This window comes from Treponema sp. HNW (genome assembly GCF_050320395.1).
In the GTDB taxonomy this organism is placed as follows: Bacteria; Spirochaetota; Spirochaetia; order Treponematales; family Treponemataceae; genus Treponema_C.
The window spans coordinates 1198519-1213657 of record NZ_CP144459.1 but is presented as its reverse complement, the minus strand read 5'-3'; the positions used below and the strand labels follow the sequence as shown (position 1 = coordinate 1213657).

The following is a 15139-nucleotide window of genomic DNA, read 5'->3' as shown; positions in this document are numbered from 1 at the left end:
TGACATTTATGCGGCATTCACGGATAAAACCGCAATGCCGCCCCATATCTCTTAACCGAAGGGATTTTTGTATTATTTTTTTTAATTATGTGCTATAATCTTTAATATAGGAGGAAGCTATGTCCTATGAATTGTTGGAGCAACGCATAAAGGCTTTACCGTACTATTACTATCAGGAATTGGTAAATTATCTTGATTATCTTACCGAAAAAGCTGCCAAACATAAAACCGTATCGGAAGAAGATGCTTTAAAAAAAATGAGCGAAGCGAGTGTTCAAACCGTATGGGAGATTTTAAAAAATGACACGTGGTGGCGAAAAAGTGTGAACGTTATTTAAAGTCTATATTCCCGAGAGCAACGCTGTACCATGGAAGAATTTGAACATTTACCGCCGTATAACGGATTTAAATCATATCGAATATTAAAATACGCTGATTTTAAAGAACACTATCTTGAATTTATTACCTGTTTTCTTATGGGAAAACACTTAAAAATTATCGAAAAACGAATCATAAAGAATTTTAAAAAGAATATATACATTAAAGAATCGTTTATGCTGCTTGATGAAATGTGCGGCCGCTCAAAAAAGATATTCAGACTGGGTACGCTCTTGGATATTTTTTCAAGAATCGATTATATAAAATATAAAAAAGAAATCCTGAATATTTTATCTCTACAACTTTTTTTCGTAAGTTTTAATAAAAAAAGAAAATTTAAAAAAGAATATAAATTATATACGTATTTTAAGAAAGAATACGTAACATTTGATAAAGAGGATTTTGAAAATTACAAAATAAAAACAGATTCACTCTTATATATTTTTTATCAAGCATTGATATATACCTGTGGAAAGAATATTTTTGAAAAACTGTGGAGAATCGATAATCTCCTTTTTATACTTGAAAAAGATTCCATAATGGAAATTAAAGATTTCCTTGAAAGCAGCACAGCGGGATTGAATACATTGATAAAGCGGCAATCCTGCAGCCCGATATAATACTATCAATCACTCCCTTGTATTCTCAATAGAAACATGTATAATAGATAGAATAGGAGGTATATTTAAATGAATATCTATAAAACAAAGGTGTACAGAATTCTTTTGAATTGCATATACGGATTTTTTGCCGCTGCAATTATCGCCTTCATTGTAAGCAGGTTTTCAAGTGCCGTATTCGTCGGGTGGCTGATTTTTTTCCTGGCTCTCGCCGTTTATTTTAAGGTAATTATAGTTGATAATATAATGACCGTTACCCTTGACGAAAAAACGCTTACGGTAAAAAAAGGTAAAAAAACCGATGTGTTTCCGTTGGACAAGGTGTCGTTTCGGGCAAAAATCGTAAGCTCAAGAGGAGAAAATGCCTGTACCCTGTACGCCGTCGATTCCGAGGGTAAAGAAACGAAAATAAATTGCGAATTGATCGGCATTGCGCAATTTGAAGATATGCTGGAAAAACTCGGCGTTACCGGAGATAAAAGTCCGGCAACAAAGCTCGATACAATCGAAAAAAATAATTAAGGAGTGTAAAATAAAAGCCGTACAAATAGCACGGCTTTTATTTACCCAAGTTTGCGCTTGGCAAACTTGTATATCATATGCACGTTCTCACTTCGTTGCGAACGTGCGTAAAAAGTCAATCGAAAGTTGATACTTTCTTCTTGACTTTTTATGGGAGAATGTATATGAATAATGTTCCGATACTGTATATCGCTATTCCCGTATTTTTTATCCTGTACGGAATAGTAATAACGGTAATGACGAAGGGGAAAAAAGACCGTGTAAAAAAATGGCTGGAACAAAACCCGAACGCCGTAAAAGTATATGTCAATAAAACAAGTATAGCGGCGGCCGTTTTTTCGGGACAGATTACCGTGCACAGTGTAGACGGCGAAGAGCCTCAATTTTTCTATGAAAAGACCGGTTCAGGTTTTTACGTTACGCCGGAAAACCATATAATCGAGTCTTCTTTTTCGAATACCCGTCCCGGTATATTGCATAAACGGGTTACAACCGTTTTAGGGCCTTCAAAGCAGGAAATAAGTGCGGATACGGGTAAAACATATAATTATGTTTTTGACAACAAAGAAAAAGCCTACCGGTTTGAAGTGCTGAGTTAATATGACAAAATCCGGTACGGGAAGACTTATTTTCCTTTCATCCGCAAAAGCTTTACGGTTATTTCCGTATCGGACTGCACACTGAACTTTAATTTTTTAAAGCCGCCGGGAGGTCCTCCGCCTTCATAGTTTGAAAAACCGGCCGGTTCTTTGGGAATGCCGATAAAATTTGTGTCGAGCTGCCCGTTAGCGTTTTGATCCTGAAATACGGCGCATACGTATTCGCCTGCGGGAACGGATTCGGCTATTGTAAGGGTTTGCGAATCCGGAGAAAGCTCAAACAGCTTGAAAAACTTTTTTTGCTTTAAAGCTTCGGCACTGTCGTGAAGGCCTAAAAAAACCGTTCCGCCCTTCGGAGTAACGTTTTCGAGGGTAATCGTCAAATTAAAATTCTCGCCGAAAAGAAAAGCGGCGGCACACATACAAAGACACAGGATCAGCGCTTTTTTGACATTCATTTTAAACACACTCCGTTTTTTCACTTATTTTTTATCCAATTCATCAAGCCGTTTTCGGGCGAATTCCTGTATCCGAGTATCCGGATCTTTAAGCATTCTTTTGTAGTATTTTTTTGCATTTTGTGTATCGCCGTGATCCGCATACCATTTTCCTATATTTCCCAATACAATCCCGTCGGAAGGATTGACTTTTTCGGCCGCTAAAAAAGCTTCCAAAGCCTTTTTATCCTCACCCGTTTGCATATAGACTGCGCCTAAAAAATTGTAGGCATAGATATTTTTCGGATAGGCTTTTATCTGAGCCGTACAGATTTTTACTTCAGCTTCTTTTGCCTTGGTATCCTTTGCCGTCAATAAAAGTGCATGATAATCGTTTATGCTTTCAAGCATAATATTTTCGGCGTCATTGCCCATCGGCTCATTATTAGACCAAAGCCACTTATGATTTATTTTTTGTGCAACGCCGAATACTTCAATAATTTTTTCGGCCATACGATTATATTCTTTCAGTTCGCCCAAAATCGTTATTTGACCGAAATGCATATCCAAGCGTTCAGGCGCGATTGCCAAGCCCTTATTTAAATATTCCAAAGCCGTTTCGGTATGTGCCCTATCGTATGAAGTTTGTCCGCCGATATAGCCGACCGTTTCTCCGGTATCGGGATCGCTGAAAGCTATTGAAGTTCCCGACTCCGGAGGGACCGTATCTATCGTTAATCCGGAACTGCGTCCTTTTAAAAGATAATAGTTAAAATAAGCGATAAACATTTCCGGATTGTTCGGTTCCGCTTGTTCCCATTGGGGGAGAATAGACTCAAGCTTTTCGAGGTTTTCGCTTCGGATATACAATTCGTAATCCGATTTAAAATCGGCAAACAGGGGAAGCAAGGATAAAGCGAAAATAAATAAACACGGGATAATTTTCTTTTTCATAAAAAAATTGTAGCACAAAGAGCCGGATAATACAAGGTTTAAACCGAGCGGCTAAACAATAACGCCCATTAGACGCATCGCCCATTGTTTTATGCTTGACCTCTTTACGCATTCCGTTTACAATTACTATTCAATTATACGTATGAAGCGTATATGTTTTCCGTGAACGGATTGTATTAACGTTTTATTTTAATTCGGATTCTCAAAGCATAAGATCAGCATGAAGCTGTAAAAACGCGCATATTAATGCCGCAAATCGGGTTTTTACGGCTTTTTTTATTTTAAATGCAATCAGGAACGAGCAATGACAAAAACCGTCATACAAGCCGAACATATTGATTATTCATATCCCGCAGAAAACACGGCTCCCGCCCTGCAGGATATAAACTTTTGTGCACAAAAAGGCGAGTTTATAGCCTTTATCGGTGCCAACGGAAGCGGAAAAACGACTTTTGCACGGCATATTAACGGCTTGCTTAAAATCCGAAAGGGAACATTAAAAACCGCCGGTTTCGATGTAAGCAATCCCGATTGTTTATGGGAACTGCGAAAACACTGCGGTATGGTATTTCAAAATCCCGATAATCAATTCGTTTCGCCGCTTATCGAAGAAGACACGGCTTTCGGTCTTGAAAACTACGATTGGCCGCCCGACGAGATTCCCGGTTTGGTACATAAGGCATTGGAACAGGTCGGTTTGGCCGGTTACGAAAAAAAATCTCCGTCCATGCTTTCAGGCGGGCAAAAGCAAAAACTCGCCCTTGCAGGAGTACTGGTTATGAAGCCGGACATCGTCATTTTCGATGAAGCGACCTCTATGCTCGACCCCTGCGGTAAAGCGGAAGTTATGAATGAAATCCGCAAAATGCATGCCGAAAAAAATAAAACCTTGATTATCATAACGCATTCAGCCGAAGAAGCCGCCCAAGCCGACCGCATTCTTGTTTTTAACAAAGGGCGAATCGTGGCCGACGGAAAGCCGTGCGATATTTTTTCCGATGAAAAGCTTTTGCAGTCGGCGGGATTGGAACCTCCCTTAAGCGTGCGGTTTTATCTGGATTTGAAAAAAAACGGCATTGCACTTACAAGCTGTCCTCTAACTGTGGACGAATTGGCGGAGCAATTATGTGCATTGATGTAAAAAATATTTCATACACATATCTTAAAAACACCGAATTCGAACACAAAGCCCTGCAAAACATAAACATAAAAATCAACCGAGGCGAGTTTTTGGGGATTATGGGAACAACGGGAAGCGGTAAAACAACCTTTTTACATTGCCTTGCCGGTTTAATCACTCCCGAAACCGGCTCGATAGAATACGCCCAAACGAAGGCGAAAACGGGATTTATATTTCAGTATCCGGAACACCAGCTTTTCGCCTCAACCGTTTTTGCGGACATTGCATTCGGATTAAAAAAATATAAATTGCCGGCCGAACAAGTGAAGGAAAAAGTGTATGCGGCAATGCGGCAAGTACATTTGGCGCCTGAAATATTTTCGGAGCGCTTCCCCTACTCATTGTCGGGCGGGGAAAAACGCAAGGCGGCTATTGCCGGCGTTCTCGTATCCGAACCCGATATCTTGCTGCTTGACGAAAGCGCCTCAGGCCTTGATGCTTCTTCGCGCAAAAGCATATTCGGCTGCATTAAAGACATACACAAAAAGGGTAAAACCGTGGTAATGATTTCTCACGATCCGGACTGTCTTGCCGAATATTGCAGCCGTATCGCCGTATTTAAAGAGGGGCGTATAGTAAAATGCGATACCCCGCAACACATACTGTCGGATACGGCCTTATTACAAAAAAGCGGAATTGAAACATCGACGCCGGCAAAAATCGTACAAGCTTGTGCCGAAAAAGGCATACGGCTTAAACCGCACATCGGGTATACAAGCCTGTTCGATGAAGTCCTTTTACGGATACAAAAAAAAGGAGGTGCCCGATGCAACGCATAAATATCGGAACATTTTACAGCGGCAGCTCTTTTATGCACGGCTTGGCGGCGCAAACAAAAATCGTTTCGCTCCTTTTTTTTATTGCCGCCGAGGTGTGTACGCAAAATCTCACAGGTTTTGTAATATTATCGGTACCCGTATTTTTTTCGATTGTACTGTCGAATACCCCTCTGCGTCTTTTATTTTGCGGCCTCAAAAACACCCTGATTTTTTTATGTGTGATTTTTATCTTAAACAGCCTTTTTTACGGCACAAGCGGCAGTTTGTGGAGCTTCGGTATTATACATATTACAAAGGACGGTATCGTACAGGGGCTTCGGATAGTATGCCGCATTATACATATCGTTATAGTTTCTTCGATTATAAATGCGACCACCGCTCCTAAAAAGATAAGCGACGCTTTGTGCCGCCTTCTTTATCCGCTGCGTTTTTTTAAAATTCCGATAGAAACCTTTGCTTTGATGATAAACATCGCCGTACAGTTTATTCCCGTTATTTTAGCGGAAACCGAAAAAATTATAAGTGCGCAAAAAATGCGCGGCGCTTTTTCGGACAAAAAGGCACTTTTGTACGGCGCAAAGCACAGGCTCCGTTTGCACAATGTTTTACAAGGGAAAAATATCTTACCCCTTATTTTACCCGTTTTTTTGGCGGCATTTCAGCGTGCCGACGAATTGGCAATCGCAATGGAAGCGCGCGGCTACAGAGGAGAACGGAAGCGGAAAATTCCGCCTGAAAAAAAGCGTTTACGCGATTACGCCGTTATGACCGGTTCGGTTTTGTGTTGTTTTGTTGCGATGCTTTTTTTCAGATCATCTTAAGCAAAGCGGAAAAACCTATACCCGGTCTTTGATGAGGAAGCAGGGGGCCGGCACAAAACCGACGTTTTCGGCCAGCCCCTTACTATACGGGAAATTGTAAAACCGGACGGTTTTGTTCCCGCAATTTTTTTTAAGGAGGACACTATGTCTTTTTCAAAACAAATTGTTTTCAGCGCCGTATGTATAGCGCTCTGCGTTGTACTTCCCATGGCCTTTCACGCAATTCCCGGCGGCGGAAGCGTATTTTTGCCCATGCATATCCCCGTTCTTTTATGCGGGCTTATTTGCGGCTGGCCGTTCGGCCTTGCATGCGGTTTGGCAGGCCCGCTTTTGTCGAGCTTGTTAACGGGAATGCCGCCGGCAGCTTTTTTGCCTAAAATGCTGTGCGAACTTGCTGTATACGGATTTGCAAGCGGTTTATTTGCAAAACTCATTCATACAAAAAATTTTTTTGCCGATATGTATATAAGCCTTATCGCTTCCATGCTTTTAGGACGCATTATTGCAGGTATATTGAGCGCACTGATTTTTGCACCCGGTAAATACTCGATGGCGGCATGGACAACCGCATACTTTGTAAAATCGTTCCCCGGAATTATCATTCAAATTGTTTTAATTCCGTTCATCGTTTTTGCATTGGAAAAATCGAAATTGATTCCGAAGCGCTATTAAAAAACACTCTGTTAAAACGGTAACGGCGGAGGAGATACTGTATGAATAAAAAAACGGTTAAAGACTTTTTTGACAATCTTGCAAAAGATTGGGATACTTTTGTAAAACCCGATTCCGCCGTTATCGAAAAGATTCTCGATTATGCCGATATCCGAAGCGGCTGTTCCGTTTTGGATGTTGCCTGCGGAACCGGCATTTTATTTCCGTATTACCTTAAACGAAATCCGCGCTCGGTTACTGCCGTCGATTTGTCGGAAAAAATGTGTGCCGCCGCGGAAAAAAAATGTACCGATAAACGCATACACATTATCTGTGCCGACATTCTCGACACAAAAACCGCTGTGGATAAAGCCGAACGCTGTCTGGTATTTAACGCTTTTCCGCATTTGGGAAATGCAAAAAATGCAGTTCAAGCTCTGTGCCGCCGTCTTGTACCCGGTGGCATTTTAACAGTTGCACATTCGGAAAGCCGCGAGTCAATCAACAAACGCCACAAAGAAAGAGCGCTTTCCGTTTCCGAGCCGCTTCCGGCCGCCGCCGATTTAGCCGATATTTTTTCGCAGCACATGGAAATCCTGCACGCCTTTGAAGACGAATCCATGTACATCGTCTGTGGCCGCAGATAAAAACCGAAATGTTATCTATCCCGTTTTGAGTTTTGCAGCTGACGGATACCGTGTACTTCGTAATACGGCTTAAACTGAGCTAATTGTTCTTTTGTTTGTTTCGGACAATCTTCATCATGTATAGGTTTTGCATTCCATATAATTTCTTTTTCGGCAACCGTCAAAGGCGGGAGTTCTTTGAGTTCATCTAAGGTCATAGTTACGATAGTACTCATCGGTTTCCTCCTTATCCGCTTTTCTTGCGGATATAATTCGTATCCGGCTGTTGACCTCCACATATACAACAAAAAGTATATTCTCAACCTTGCCTATCACATTCCAACGCTCCTCATATATGGTCGAATGTTCCGTATCATATTTATCAAGACGTTTTTCATCGAGAAAAACCCGCACCGCAAGTTCAAAGGAAATACCGTCGTGCTTTTTTTTGTTTATACGGTTTTTATCCTCATCCCATTCAAATGTCATAGGCTTCCCGTATTAAATGTACACCGATTTTCACGATTTGTCTATAAAAATTTACAAAAAAACAATTTTTAAGAAATCCGGTACAGTTGCCCGTCCGCGCTTATGATTTTTTCTGCTGCAAGGGCACAGGCGGCTTTTTCCAAAAGTTCGGGGTTGATATTTTCTTTTTGCGCAATGTCGTACAAGGCACAGCCCGAAGCCGAGTTTACAAGACAGCGGATAATCGCGCCGCGCGCTTGGCGTAAAGAACCTTCAAAGCGCGACTGTTTTGTATAGTGGCGGCTTTTGCGCGACGGATTTTCAACCTTTTTTTTCAGGGCAGCCCCGTAATCCATAAGCGCGTAATACCACAAGCGGGGATTTTCGCGGTATAAGGTTTGTTCGATAAGATAAAGCAAATCGGTATCCTTTACCTCACGACCTGCGGCATCGGGAAAAAAGAAAAAGATATATACCGAACGTATGTTCGTTTCTATAAACACTTCGGGTTTGTTAAAGGCAAAGGTACATACCGCACGGGCGGTATAAGGCCCGATACCCGGAAGGGCGTCCAATGCTTCGGGAGTGTCCGGAAAGCGGCCGGTTTCTTTTAAAATAAGGTTGAGCCGTTTGGCCGCCTCGTGTAAAAAACGCGCGCGGCGGTTATAGCCCAAACCGCTCCACAGGGCTAAAACATCGGCAAGAGGAGCGGCGGCAAGACTTTCAACATCGGGAAAACGCTCAAGCCATGCAAGGTATTTGGGAAGCACGCGCTCGGTTTGCGTTTGCTGAAGCATAATTTCGGAAACAAGAATCTCATAGGGATTAACCGTGTGCCGCCACGGAAAATCCCGCCCTTCGCGCTCATAAAAGTCCAAAATGCTTCGGCAAAACTCGGCTGTTTTTTCCGTATCAAGAGTCACGGACAATCAATCCTTTTTTTTCCAAAGCTTCCAAAATCATATCGACAATTTGTTCGGGATTATATTGTTCGGTATCTATAATCAAATCGGCAAAGGAAAAATCATCGTTATCTATATTGTAGAGTTTTTTATAGCGGCCGGAATCTTCGGCATCGCGCATGCGCGTAAATGCCTTTACTTTTTCAATATCGCCGCATTCGCGCTTACAAATACGCCTCGCACGCACATCCTCGCCCGCACGTAAATACACTTTAAAGTCCGCTTCTTTAAGCATCCATATGGCAAGGCGCGAACCGAGTACGCAGGATTGTTTTCGGGCAAGCTCTACCTGCCTTGTATCCACCGCAATATCGAAACCGTCATCGGTTTTCGCGCGCTCTATAATTTCGGCAAGGCTTAAACCCGTTTCTTCGGAAAGGCTGCGGAAGGTAAAATTAATCATCGTAATACCCAAGGCGTCGGCAAGCAGTTTGCTTACAGTTGTATTTCCGCAGCCGCTTTTTCCCGAAACGGCAATACGCAGTTCTTTTCCTGCGGGGATTTTGTGTATCATGCGCTAAGGCTACCAAAAAAAGGGCTTTTATTCAATAAGGCGGGATTGTAGACACGGAATCGCGCACAATCAACCGCACGGGAAGACGGATATTCGGTACACACAGGGATTCTTTTCGTATCAACTGCAAAAGCATTTTAACCGCTTCTTTTCCGCGGTGCACCGTATCCTGATGAACGGTTGTAAGCGGCGGATTTACAACCTGTGCATACATATTGTTGTCAAAGCCCGCTATCGAAAAACGTCCGGGAACTTCTATACCCTTTTTTTGAAAAAAACTGAGGGCTTCGGCGGCATAATAATCGGCCGAAAAAAACAAAGCCGTAAAAGAAACATCTTTTTTGCACAGGGATTCATATACTTCTTTCCGTTTTTCGCCGTCCTTCGACAGTGCTACAAAAAAATTTTCTCCGCCTCCCAATCCCGCATCCGAAACGGCTTGCTTAAATCCCTTAAAACGCTCCTTATCGCCGCCGACAAGGATTTTTCTGTCGGCTAAAAAAGCGATTGAGCGGTGTCCCGACTTTATTAAATACCAGGTCATTTCATAGCTTCCCTGATAATCGTTAAGACCGACATTGTGATAGGTAAGGCCGTCATCGTTAAAATAGCAATCAATAAACACAAGGGGAATATCCGTATTTTTACGGATAACGGAACACATATCGGAACCGATCCAAAACAAAATCATACCGTCGAGCTTCCAGTTATGAATGAGCTTTAAAACGGCTTCAGGCTCATTTGTAGCGTAGAGCATCATAAAATAACCGTTTTTTTGAATCTCTTTTTCCAATGCGCCTATCATCGTTCCGGTAAAGGGATCCTGAAAAACGGTTTCGCCGCTTCGCGGATCCATAAAAACGATTACCCCGATTATGCGCGACACGCTGTGAGCTAAAAGAGCCGCTCCCATATTCGGGGTGTATTTTTCATTTTCAATCGCAGCTTGAACCGTTTTAAGTGTTTTTGCCGAAACCTTTGCGGTTCTGCCGTGTAAAACATTGGAAACCGTGGTCGGGCTTACGCCCGTTTTTGCCGCGATTTCCTTTATAGTCGCCATCGTTTGTTATTCCAAATAACCGAGCCACTTTTGTTGAGCACTTATCATGTGATCGACAAGTTTTTCAACAACGGAAGCTTTATGTACTACCGGATTCGCAAGCAAAGCTTGAACAACCAGATTTTTGTCCTTATGTAAAATCGCTTCGGCCGTTAAATCGTATACGCCGCAGTAATTGCGCAGCAAGGCCGCATAGCCCTTAGGCAGAGTACCGATTTTAATACCGGTAATTCCGTTCTTGTCGATAATAGCCGGAACTTCAACCGCAATCCACGAAGGAAGATCTTCCAACAGCCCGTTATTCAGAATATTTACGGCCGCTTCTTCATACCCTTCGTTTGTGAGCATACCGTCTATTATCGGAATAACACGCTCATGGGTTTGCATTTCGATAAAGGGTGTTTTTTCGCCCAGCTCCGTTCTGTATAAATCATAAAAATCCGCTATACCGCGGTGGTCGGCGACATCCCATGCCCAGCCTATGTATTCTCCGAAGTGACTGTCTACCGTAATCGGAAGCAGTTTATACGTATCGAGGATGAATTTATGCAGGCGGCGGTCGGCCCATTCGTAAGCGCTTTTTACGCCGCTGTGTTCTTTATAATAGCGTTCGGATTCTTCAAATTTCCCCGTTTTGCGGTACATATCCCACACATCGCTGTATCCCGCCTCGTGATGAAAAAAATCGTCCGCTTTTTTAAGCACTTCAGGATATAAATCATTGCCCGTTTTTTTATCTTTTATTTCCAGCATACAGCTGAAATGGTTTAAACCTGCGGCTTTAAAATAAATATCATCAAGCTGCATTTTAAGCATGGGCGGAAGCCAGCGGTTTAACCAGCCTATTTCATGGCACATGCCGATAAACTTTGCTTCAGGATAAGCGCGTTTTACGGCTGTACAAATAGCGGTCATCGGATTGGAATAGTTAAAAATCCATGCATCGGGGCAGATTTCAAGTGCATCTTTTACAATCTCCAAAATGGGCGGAATGATGCGCAAAGAATGGAATATGCCGCCGGGGCCGCCGTTTTCTCCGTATACCTGATTGATACCGTACTGCAAAGGAATTTTCCAATCCTGATCCCACAGCTTAAAACGGTTTCCCACTTCTATCGAAGAAATAATAAAGTCCGCATTTTTAAAAGCTTCTTTTCTGTTTAATTCTGCCGAAACCGTAAAATCGAGCTTGTTTTTTTCTATAAAACCTTTTGCCGTGTCCGTTACCGTTTTAAGGGTATCGGGATTTATATCATGCAGGACAATCTGTGCACCCTTTAAAACCTTACTGCAAAAAATATCGCCTAAGGTACCGTAGCCGAATTGGGCGCTCCCCGCCCCGACCAATACAATTTTCATAAAACCTCCGTAAATAATTTCAGTATATTATTTTATAGAACCTTCGACCATACCGCGGATTATATAGCGCTGTGCAAATAAATAAAGCACAATCACCGGAATCATCGCAAGAAAGGTTGAGGTTAAAATTAAATCCCATTGTTTTAAATAAGCTCCGGCAAAGGCCGTAACCGCAATCGGAATCGTTTGTACGGTTCCGTTTGAACCTAAAATTAAAAGAGGCAAAAGATAATCGTTCCATATCCAAATGCCGTTTAGAATCAATACCGTAACGATAATCGGCTGTAATAGAGGAAACACGATTTTAAAAAAAGTTGCAGCGCGGGAACATCCGTCTATCGTGGCCGATTCTTCAAGTTCATAGGGAATATTCTTTATAAACCCGTGAAAAATAAAAATCGACAAGGGACAGCCGAAGCCTAAATAGGCAAAGACAATACCGTGGACGCTTCCCAAAAGCGGAAAAGATAAAAAATCCCCCATAACACGCAGCCAGCGCACCAACGGATACATAAGCACTTGAAAAGGAATAACCATTGCCATAACAAAGAGCATAAACAGTATGTGAGACCATTTGGTGCGATTTCGTACCAAAACCCATGCGCACATCGAGGAAAATAAAACGATAACCGCAAGGGATACAACCGTTATAACAAGGCTGTCCCAAAATGCACCCACATAGTCAACCGTCGGGTTACTGAAAATAAGATGAATATTCGTAAATAATTGTCCCCAGTGCTCCGGACGGGCAAGGGCATTGTTGATAATTTCTTTTGAGGTTTTCGCCGAATTAAGCACAACCATTGCAAAGGGAATCATAAAAAGCACAAAAAGAATGACCGAAAGAGCTTCGGCGATAATACGCCCCGTATGTTTTGTTTGTATCGTTTTCATTACATTTCCACCTCTTTACGCTTATTTACGGAAACCTGTATAACCGACACAATAACCAGGGCGATAAACAACACAACCGCCTTTGCCTGTGCTTCGGCCATACGGTTGGCGGTTGCCGTATTAAAGATATTCATCGCCAAAAGCTGACTTGCTTTAACGGGGGCATCCAAAAAGCGGGTTGCGGGACCGCCGTTCGTCAAAGTTAAGTTCATATCGAATTGTTTAAAAGATGAGGTAAGAGTTAAAAAAAGCGAAATCGTAAAGGCATTCGCCATCATGGGAATTAATATGCGGAAAATGCGGGTAACATAATTTGCCCCGTCAACATTTGCCGCTTCCAAAAGAGAAGCCGGAATACCTTGAATGGCCGCAACGAAAATGAGCATAATATAACCGGCATACTGCCATGTGTTTACAAAAGACATCACCCAAATAACCGTATTCGGACGGCTTAAAAGCGATGACTGAAAAAATTCAATTCCGAGTTTATTTGCCAGCATAACAACGGCATTGTTCAATATAAATTGCCAAATATAACCGAGAACGATTCCGCCGATAAGATAGGGCACAAAAAATCCCGCACGGTAAAAGTTGCGGAATTTAACCTTTGAAGTTACCAAGAGCGATAAAATAAATCCGACCGCATTGACAAGCACCACATTTATAGCCGTATACGCGATTGTAATTAAAAACGAATATAAAAAGTCCGGAGCGGTAAACAGATTTTTAAAATTTGCAAAGCCGACAAAACGGACGGTATTGCTTACCCCGTTCCAATCGGTCATTGCATAATAGAGTCCGAAAAAAAACGGAATAACAATTACCATTGTAAAAGAAAACAGACAGGGAGCAACAAATAAAATATTTACGGTACGGCTTTGTTTCATAGCCTACTCCTTCTATACCTTTTTGCCGGACGTCTAAAACTTTTCAAGCCGACACTTTTTGATTAAAAAAAGAAGGGGCTGCCGAAAACGGCTTTTAAGACAGTCCCCTTCCCGTTTTTTCATTTATGAATTTCGAAAACCCGTCCTACATATTCGGAAGACCGGCAACAGCCTTTTTCATATCGGCCGTAAACTGATCGATGGCATCCGGGTTTTGAGCAAACAAGTCAAAGATGGGTCCGAAAACGTTTTGTCCGGCGCCGTCGGGCAGCATACCGAAAAATACGCCGTAGTTGCCTCCGCGGGCATTTGCTTCCATAAGTGCGCGGCTCAACGGACCTGCGGGCTGCAATTTAACCGACTTAAAGGCGGGAATCATACCGGCTTTATTGACCATATAGTCATGTCCTTCGGGGGTACCGGCAATGGATGCCAAAAAGGCTTTTGCCGCTTCGGCATTCGGGCTTTTTGCATTGACACACCACCAGCTCGGAGCGAAAAGATACAAGCCTTTTTGTTCGGTATCGAGGAAGGCGTGAGGGGCATAACCGATTTTAAACGTAACGCCGAGCTGTTTTAAGTTCGGATCAACCCAGTTGCCCTGATGCAAAAAGGCGGCTTTACCGCGTGCAAAAGCCGATACCTGATCGTCATAGCTTCCGTTTTGCAAAATATTTTTATCCGCATATTTGAACAAAAGCTGTAAGTATTTTGCATACTGGGCAAAACGCTTTTCATCCAATTTACCCTGTAAAGCCATCTTGATAACCGATGTATCGTCAAAGGCAAGACCGCCGCCCCAATAGCAGGCGAGGTTATGCTGAGCGGCAACCCACCACATACCGCCTGCAACAGAAGCTGCCATCGAAACAACCGAATCCAATCCCAATTCGGCTTTTTTGGAATCAATCAGTTTAAATGCATCTTCATAAGCTTTGCGGGTAGTAAGTTTTGCAGGATCAACTCCGGCTTTTTTCAAAATGTCGGCATTGTAAGCAAAACCGTAACCTTCAATGGCAATAGGGAAACCGTATACCTTGCCGTTTTGTTTAAAAGCAAGATCGGTATCTTTTACCCAGCTCTGGTCGCTTAAATCGGCAATATAATCTTTCCACAGCTGATAGCTTCCCGGACCTTCAATTTGAAAAATATCGGGCATTTGTCCTGCCTGAGCCTTTGCCTTTAAAGCTCCGCCGTAATCGCCGCCGCCTCCGAGGGTTTCAACGGTTACGGGAACTCCGCTTGCAGCCGAATAAGCGGCCGCATAAGCATCAACGGCATCCTTAATTTCAACTTTCAGTTGAAATACTTTAACGCCCGCATTTTTTTGAGCGTCCTGTTTACCGCCTGCAAAAACAAGCGATGCGGCCAATACCGCAACTAAAAGTATCATACATACTTTTTTCATTTTACGCCTCCTGATAAAAT

The 15139-nt window shown here is 42.6% G+C and carries 20 protein-coding genes; 9 read left to right on the top strand and 11 right to left on the bottom strand.

Annotation, left to right across the window (positions count from 1 at the left end):
- Positions 1 to 119 precede the first annotated feature (119 nt).
- The 4 genes from V1L52_RS05705 to V1L52_RS05690 all read left to right on the top strand — a co-directional run bounded on the left by V1L52_RS05705 (position 120) and on the right by V1L52_RS05690 (position 2119).
- Positions 120 to 338 (top strand): hypothetical protein, encoded by a 219-nt coding sequence (locus V1L52_RS05705; protein WP_428771497.1) that lies wholly within the window; start codon positions 120 to 122, stop codon positions 336 to 338.
- Between the two features lie 30 nt (positions 339 to 368).
- Complete coding sequence (locus V1L52_RS05700) at positions 369 to 998, top strand: hypothetical protein (protein ID WP_428771495.1); 630 nt, start codon at positions 369 to 371, stop codon at positions 996 to 998.
- 69 nt (positions 999 to 1067) lie between these two features.
- Positions 1068 to 1520: a hypothetical protein gene (locus V1L52_RS05695; RefSeq protein ID WP_428771493.1), complete on the top strand. Its 453-nt coding sequence runs from the start codon at positions 1068 to 1070 to the stop codon at positions 1518 to 1520.
- A gap of 164 nt (positions 1521 to 1684) precedes the next feature.
- Positions 1685 to 2119, top strand: a complete 435-nt coding sequence (locus V1L52_RS05690; RefSeq protein ID WP_428771491.1) for a hypothetical protein — start codon at positions 1685 to 1687, stop codon at positions 2117 to 2119.
- A gap of 26 nt (positions 2120 to 2145) precedes the next feature.
- Here the strand turns inward: V1L52_RS05690 and V1L52_RS05685 are convergent, their stop codons facing one another.
- Together V1L52_RS05685 and V1L52_RS05680 are read right to left on the bottom strand one after the other, a co-directional pair.
- On the bottom strand, positions 2146 to 2577 hold the full coding sequence (locus V1L52_RS05685) for a DUF2141 domain-containing protein (RefSeq protein WP_428771489.1): 432 nt from the start codon (positions 2575 to 2577) through the stop codon (positions 2146 to 2148).
- A 24-nt stretch (positions 2578 to 2601) separates the two neighbouring features.
- Complete coding sequence (locus V1L52_RS05680; protein WP_428771487.1) at positions 2602 to 3510, bottom strand: tetratricopeptide repeat protein; 909 nt, start codon at positions 3508 to 3510, stop codon at positions 2602 to 2604.
- Positions 3511 to 3814: 304 nt separating this feature from the next.
- Here V1L52_RS05680 and V1L52_RS05675 point away from each other — a divergent pair, with 304 nt between their 5' ends.
- From V1L52_RS05675 to V1L52_RS05655, 5 genes are all read left to right on the top strand, one after another.
- Positions 3815 to 4651, top strand: coding sequence for an energy-coupling factor transporter ATPase (locus V1L52_RS05675; RefSeq protein WP_428771485.1), 837 nt, complete (start codon positions 3815 to 3817; stop codon positions 4649 to 4651).
- Entirely contained in the window at positions 4636 to 5469 is an 834-nt protein-coding gene (locus tag V1L52_RS05670) for an ATP-binding cassette domain-containing protein (protein ID WP_428771483.1), read from the top strand. The genes V1L52_RS05675 and V1L52_RS05670 overlap by 16 nt, the downstream gene beginning before the upstream one ends.
- Positions 5457 to 6290, top strand: a complete 834-nt coding sequence (locus V1L52_RS05665; protein WP_428771481.1) for an energy-coupling factor transporter transmembrane component T family protein — start codon at positions 5457 to 5459, stop codon at positions 6288 to 6290. The genes V1L52_RS05670 and V1L52_RS05665 overlap by 13 nt, the downstream gene beginning before the upstream one ends.
- Before the next feature lie 144 nt (positions 6291 to 6434).
- On the top strand, positions 6435 to 6962 hold the full coding sequence (locus V1L52_RS05660; protein WP_428771479.1) for an ECF transporter S component: 528 nt from the start codon (positions 6435 to 6437) through the stop codon (positions 6960 to 6962).
- A gap of 41 nt (positions 6963 to 7003) precedes the next feature.
- The gene (locus V1L52_RS05655) at positions 7004 to 7588 is read left to right on the top strand and encodes a class I SAM-dependent DNA methyltransferase (RefSeq protein WP_428771477.1); all 585 of its coding nucleotides are present in this window, start codon (positions 7004 to 7006) and stop codon (positions 7586 to 7588) included.
- A gap of 11 nt (positions 7589 to 7599) precedes the next feature.
- Here V1L52_RS05655 and V1L52_RS05650 read toward each other — a convergent pair whose 3' ends face one another.
- The 9 genes from V1L52_RS05650 to V1L52_RS05610 form a co-directional block, all read right to left on the bottom strand.
- Entirely contained in the window at positions 7600 to 7803 is a 204-nt protein-coding gene (locus V1L52_RS05650) for a hypothetical protein (RefSeq protein ID WP_428771475.1), read from the bottom strand.
- A complete protein-coding gene (locus V1L52_RS05645; protein ID WP_428771473.1) occupies positions 7772 to 8056 on the bottom strand; it encodes a BrnT family toxin in 285 nt (94 codons plus the stop codon). The genes V1L52_RS05650 and V1L52_RS05645 overlap by 32 nt, the downstream gene beginning before the upstream one ends.
- Positions 8057 to 8124: 68 nt before the next feature.
- A complete protein-coding gene (locus V1L52_RS05640; RefSeq protein WP_428771471.1) occupies positions 8125 to 8958 on the bottom strand; it encodes an A/G-specific adenine glycosylase in 834 nt (277 codons plus the stop codon).
- A complete protein-coding gene (gene cmk / locus V1L52_RS05635) occupies positions 8948 to 9511 on the bottom strand; it encodes a (d)CMP kinase (protein ID WP_428771469.1) in 564 nt (187 codons plus the stop codon). The genes V1L52_RS05640 and cmk overlap by 11 nt, the downstream gene beginning before the upstream one ends.
- Positions 9512 to 9542: 31 nt before the next feature.
- The gene (locus V1L52_RS05630; protein ID WP_428771467.1) at positions 9543 to 10571 is read right to left on the bottom strand and encodes a LacI family DNA-binding transcriptional regulator; all 1029 of its coding nucleotides are present in this window, start codon (positions 10569 to 10571) and stop codon (positions 9543 to 9545) included.
- Positions 10572 to 10577: 6 nt separating this feature from the next.
- Positions 10578 to 11930 (bottom strand): alpha-glucosidase, encoded by a 1353-nt coding sequence (locus tag V1L52_RS05625; protein ID WP_428771465.1) that lies wholly within the window; start codon positions 11928 to 11930, stop codon positions 10578 to 10580.
- A 27-nt stretch (positions 11931 to 11957) separates the two neighbouring features.
- A complete protein-coding gene (locus tag V1L52_RS05620) occupies positions 11958 to 12824 on the bottom strand; it encodes a carbohydrate ABC transporter permease (protein ID WP_428771463.1) in 867 nt (288 codons plus the stop codon).
- Positions 12824 to 13711, bottom strand: a complete 888-nt coding sequence (locus tag V1L52_RS05615) for a carbohydrate ABC transporter permease (RefSeq protein ID WP_428771461.1) — start codon at positions 13709 to 13711, stop codon at positions 12824 to 12826. The genes V1L52_RS05620 and V1L52_RS05615 overlap by 1 nt, the downstream gene beginning before the upstream one ends.
- A 145-nt stretch (positions 13712 to 13856) precedes the next feature.
- A complete protein-coding gene (locus V1L52_RS05610; RefSeq protein WP_428771459.1) occupies positions 13857 to 15119 on the bottom strand; it encodes an ABC transporter substrate-binding protein in 1263 nt (420 codons plus the stop codon).
- Positions 15120 to 15139 lie beyond the last annotated feature (20 nt).

Excerpts from the sequence above, each read along its gene's own strand:
- V1L52_RS05705 (WP_428771497.1), top strand. The coding sequence starts at position 120 with ATGTCCTATGAATTGTTGGAGCAACGCATAAAGGCTTTACCGTACTAT.
- V1L52_RS05700 (WP_428771495.1), top strand. The coding sequence starts at position 369 with ATGGAAGAATTTGAACATTTACCGCCGTATAACGGATTTAAATCATAT.
- V1L52_RS05695 (WP_428771493.1), top strand. The coding sequence starts at position 1,068 with ATGAATATCTATAAAACAAAGGTGTACAGAATTCTTTTGAATTGCATA.
- V1L52_RS05690 (WP_428771491.1), top strand. The coding sequence starts at position 1,685 with ATGAATAATGTTCCGATACTGTATATCGCTATTCCCGTATTTTTTATC.
- V1L52_RS05685 (WP_428771489.1), bottom strand. The coding sequence starts at position 2,577 with ATGAATGTCAAAAAAGCGCTGATCCTGTGTCTTTGTATGTGTGCCGCC.
- V1L52_RS05680 (WP_428771487.1), bottom strand. The coding sequence starts at position 3,510 with ATGAAAAAGAAAATTATCCCGTGTTTATTTATTTTCGCTTTATCCTTG.
- V1L52_RS05675 (WP_428771485.1), top strand. The coding sequence starts at position 3,815 with ATGACAAAAACCGTCATACAAGCCGAACATATTGATTATTCATATCCC.
- V1L52_RS05670 (WP_428771483.1), top strand. The coding sequence starts at position 4,636 with ATGTGCATTGATGTAAAAAATATTTCATACACATATCTTAAAAACACC.
- V1L52_RS05665 (WP_428771481.1), top strand. The coding sequence starts at position 5,457 with ATGCAACGCATAAATATCGGAACATTTTACAGCGGCAGCTCTTTTATG.
- V1L52_RS05660 (WP_428771479.1), top strand. The coding sequence starts at position 6,435 with ATGTCTTTTTCAAAACAAATTGTTTTCAGCGCCGTATGTATAGCGCTC.
- V1L52_RS05655 (WP_428771477.1), top strand. The coding sequence starts at position 7,004 with ATGAATAAAAAAACGGTTAAAGACTTTTTTGACAATCTTGCAAAAGAT.
- V1L52_RS05650 (WP_428771475.1), bottom strand. The coding sequence starts at position 7,803 with ATGAGTACTATCGTAACTATGACCTTAGATGAACTCAAAGAACTCCCG.
- V1L52_RS05645 (WP_428771473.1), bottom strand. The coding sequence starts at position 8,056 with ATGACATTTGAATGGGATGAGGATAAAAACCGTATAAACAAAAAAAAG.
- cmk (WP_428771469.1), bottom strand. The coding sequence starts at position 9,511 with ATGATACACAAAATCCCCGCAGGAAAAGAACTGCGTATTGCCGTTTCG.
- V1L52_RS05630 (WP_428771467.1), bottom strand. The coding sequence starts at position 10,571 with ATGGCGACTATAAAGGAAATCGCGGCAAAAACGGGCGTAAGCCCGACC.
- V1L52_RS05625 (WP_428771465.1), bottom strand. The coding sequence starts at position 11,930 with ATGAAAATTGTATTGGTCGGGGCGGGGAGCGCCCAATTCGGCTACGGT.
- V1L52_RS05620 (WP_428771463.1), bottom strand. The coding sequence starts at position 12,824 with ATGAAAACGATACAAACAAAACATACGGGGCGTATTATCGCCGAAGCT.
- V1L52_RS05615 (WP_428771461.1), bottom strand. The coding sequence starts at position 13,711 with ATGAAACAAAGCCGTACCGTAAATATTTTATTTGTTGCTCCCTGTCTG.
- V1L52_RS05610 (WP_428771459.1), bottom strand. The coding sequence starts at position 15,119 with ATGAAAAAAGTATGTATGATACTTTTAGTTGCGGTATTGGCCGCATCG.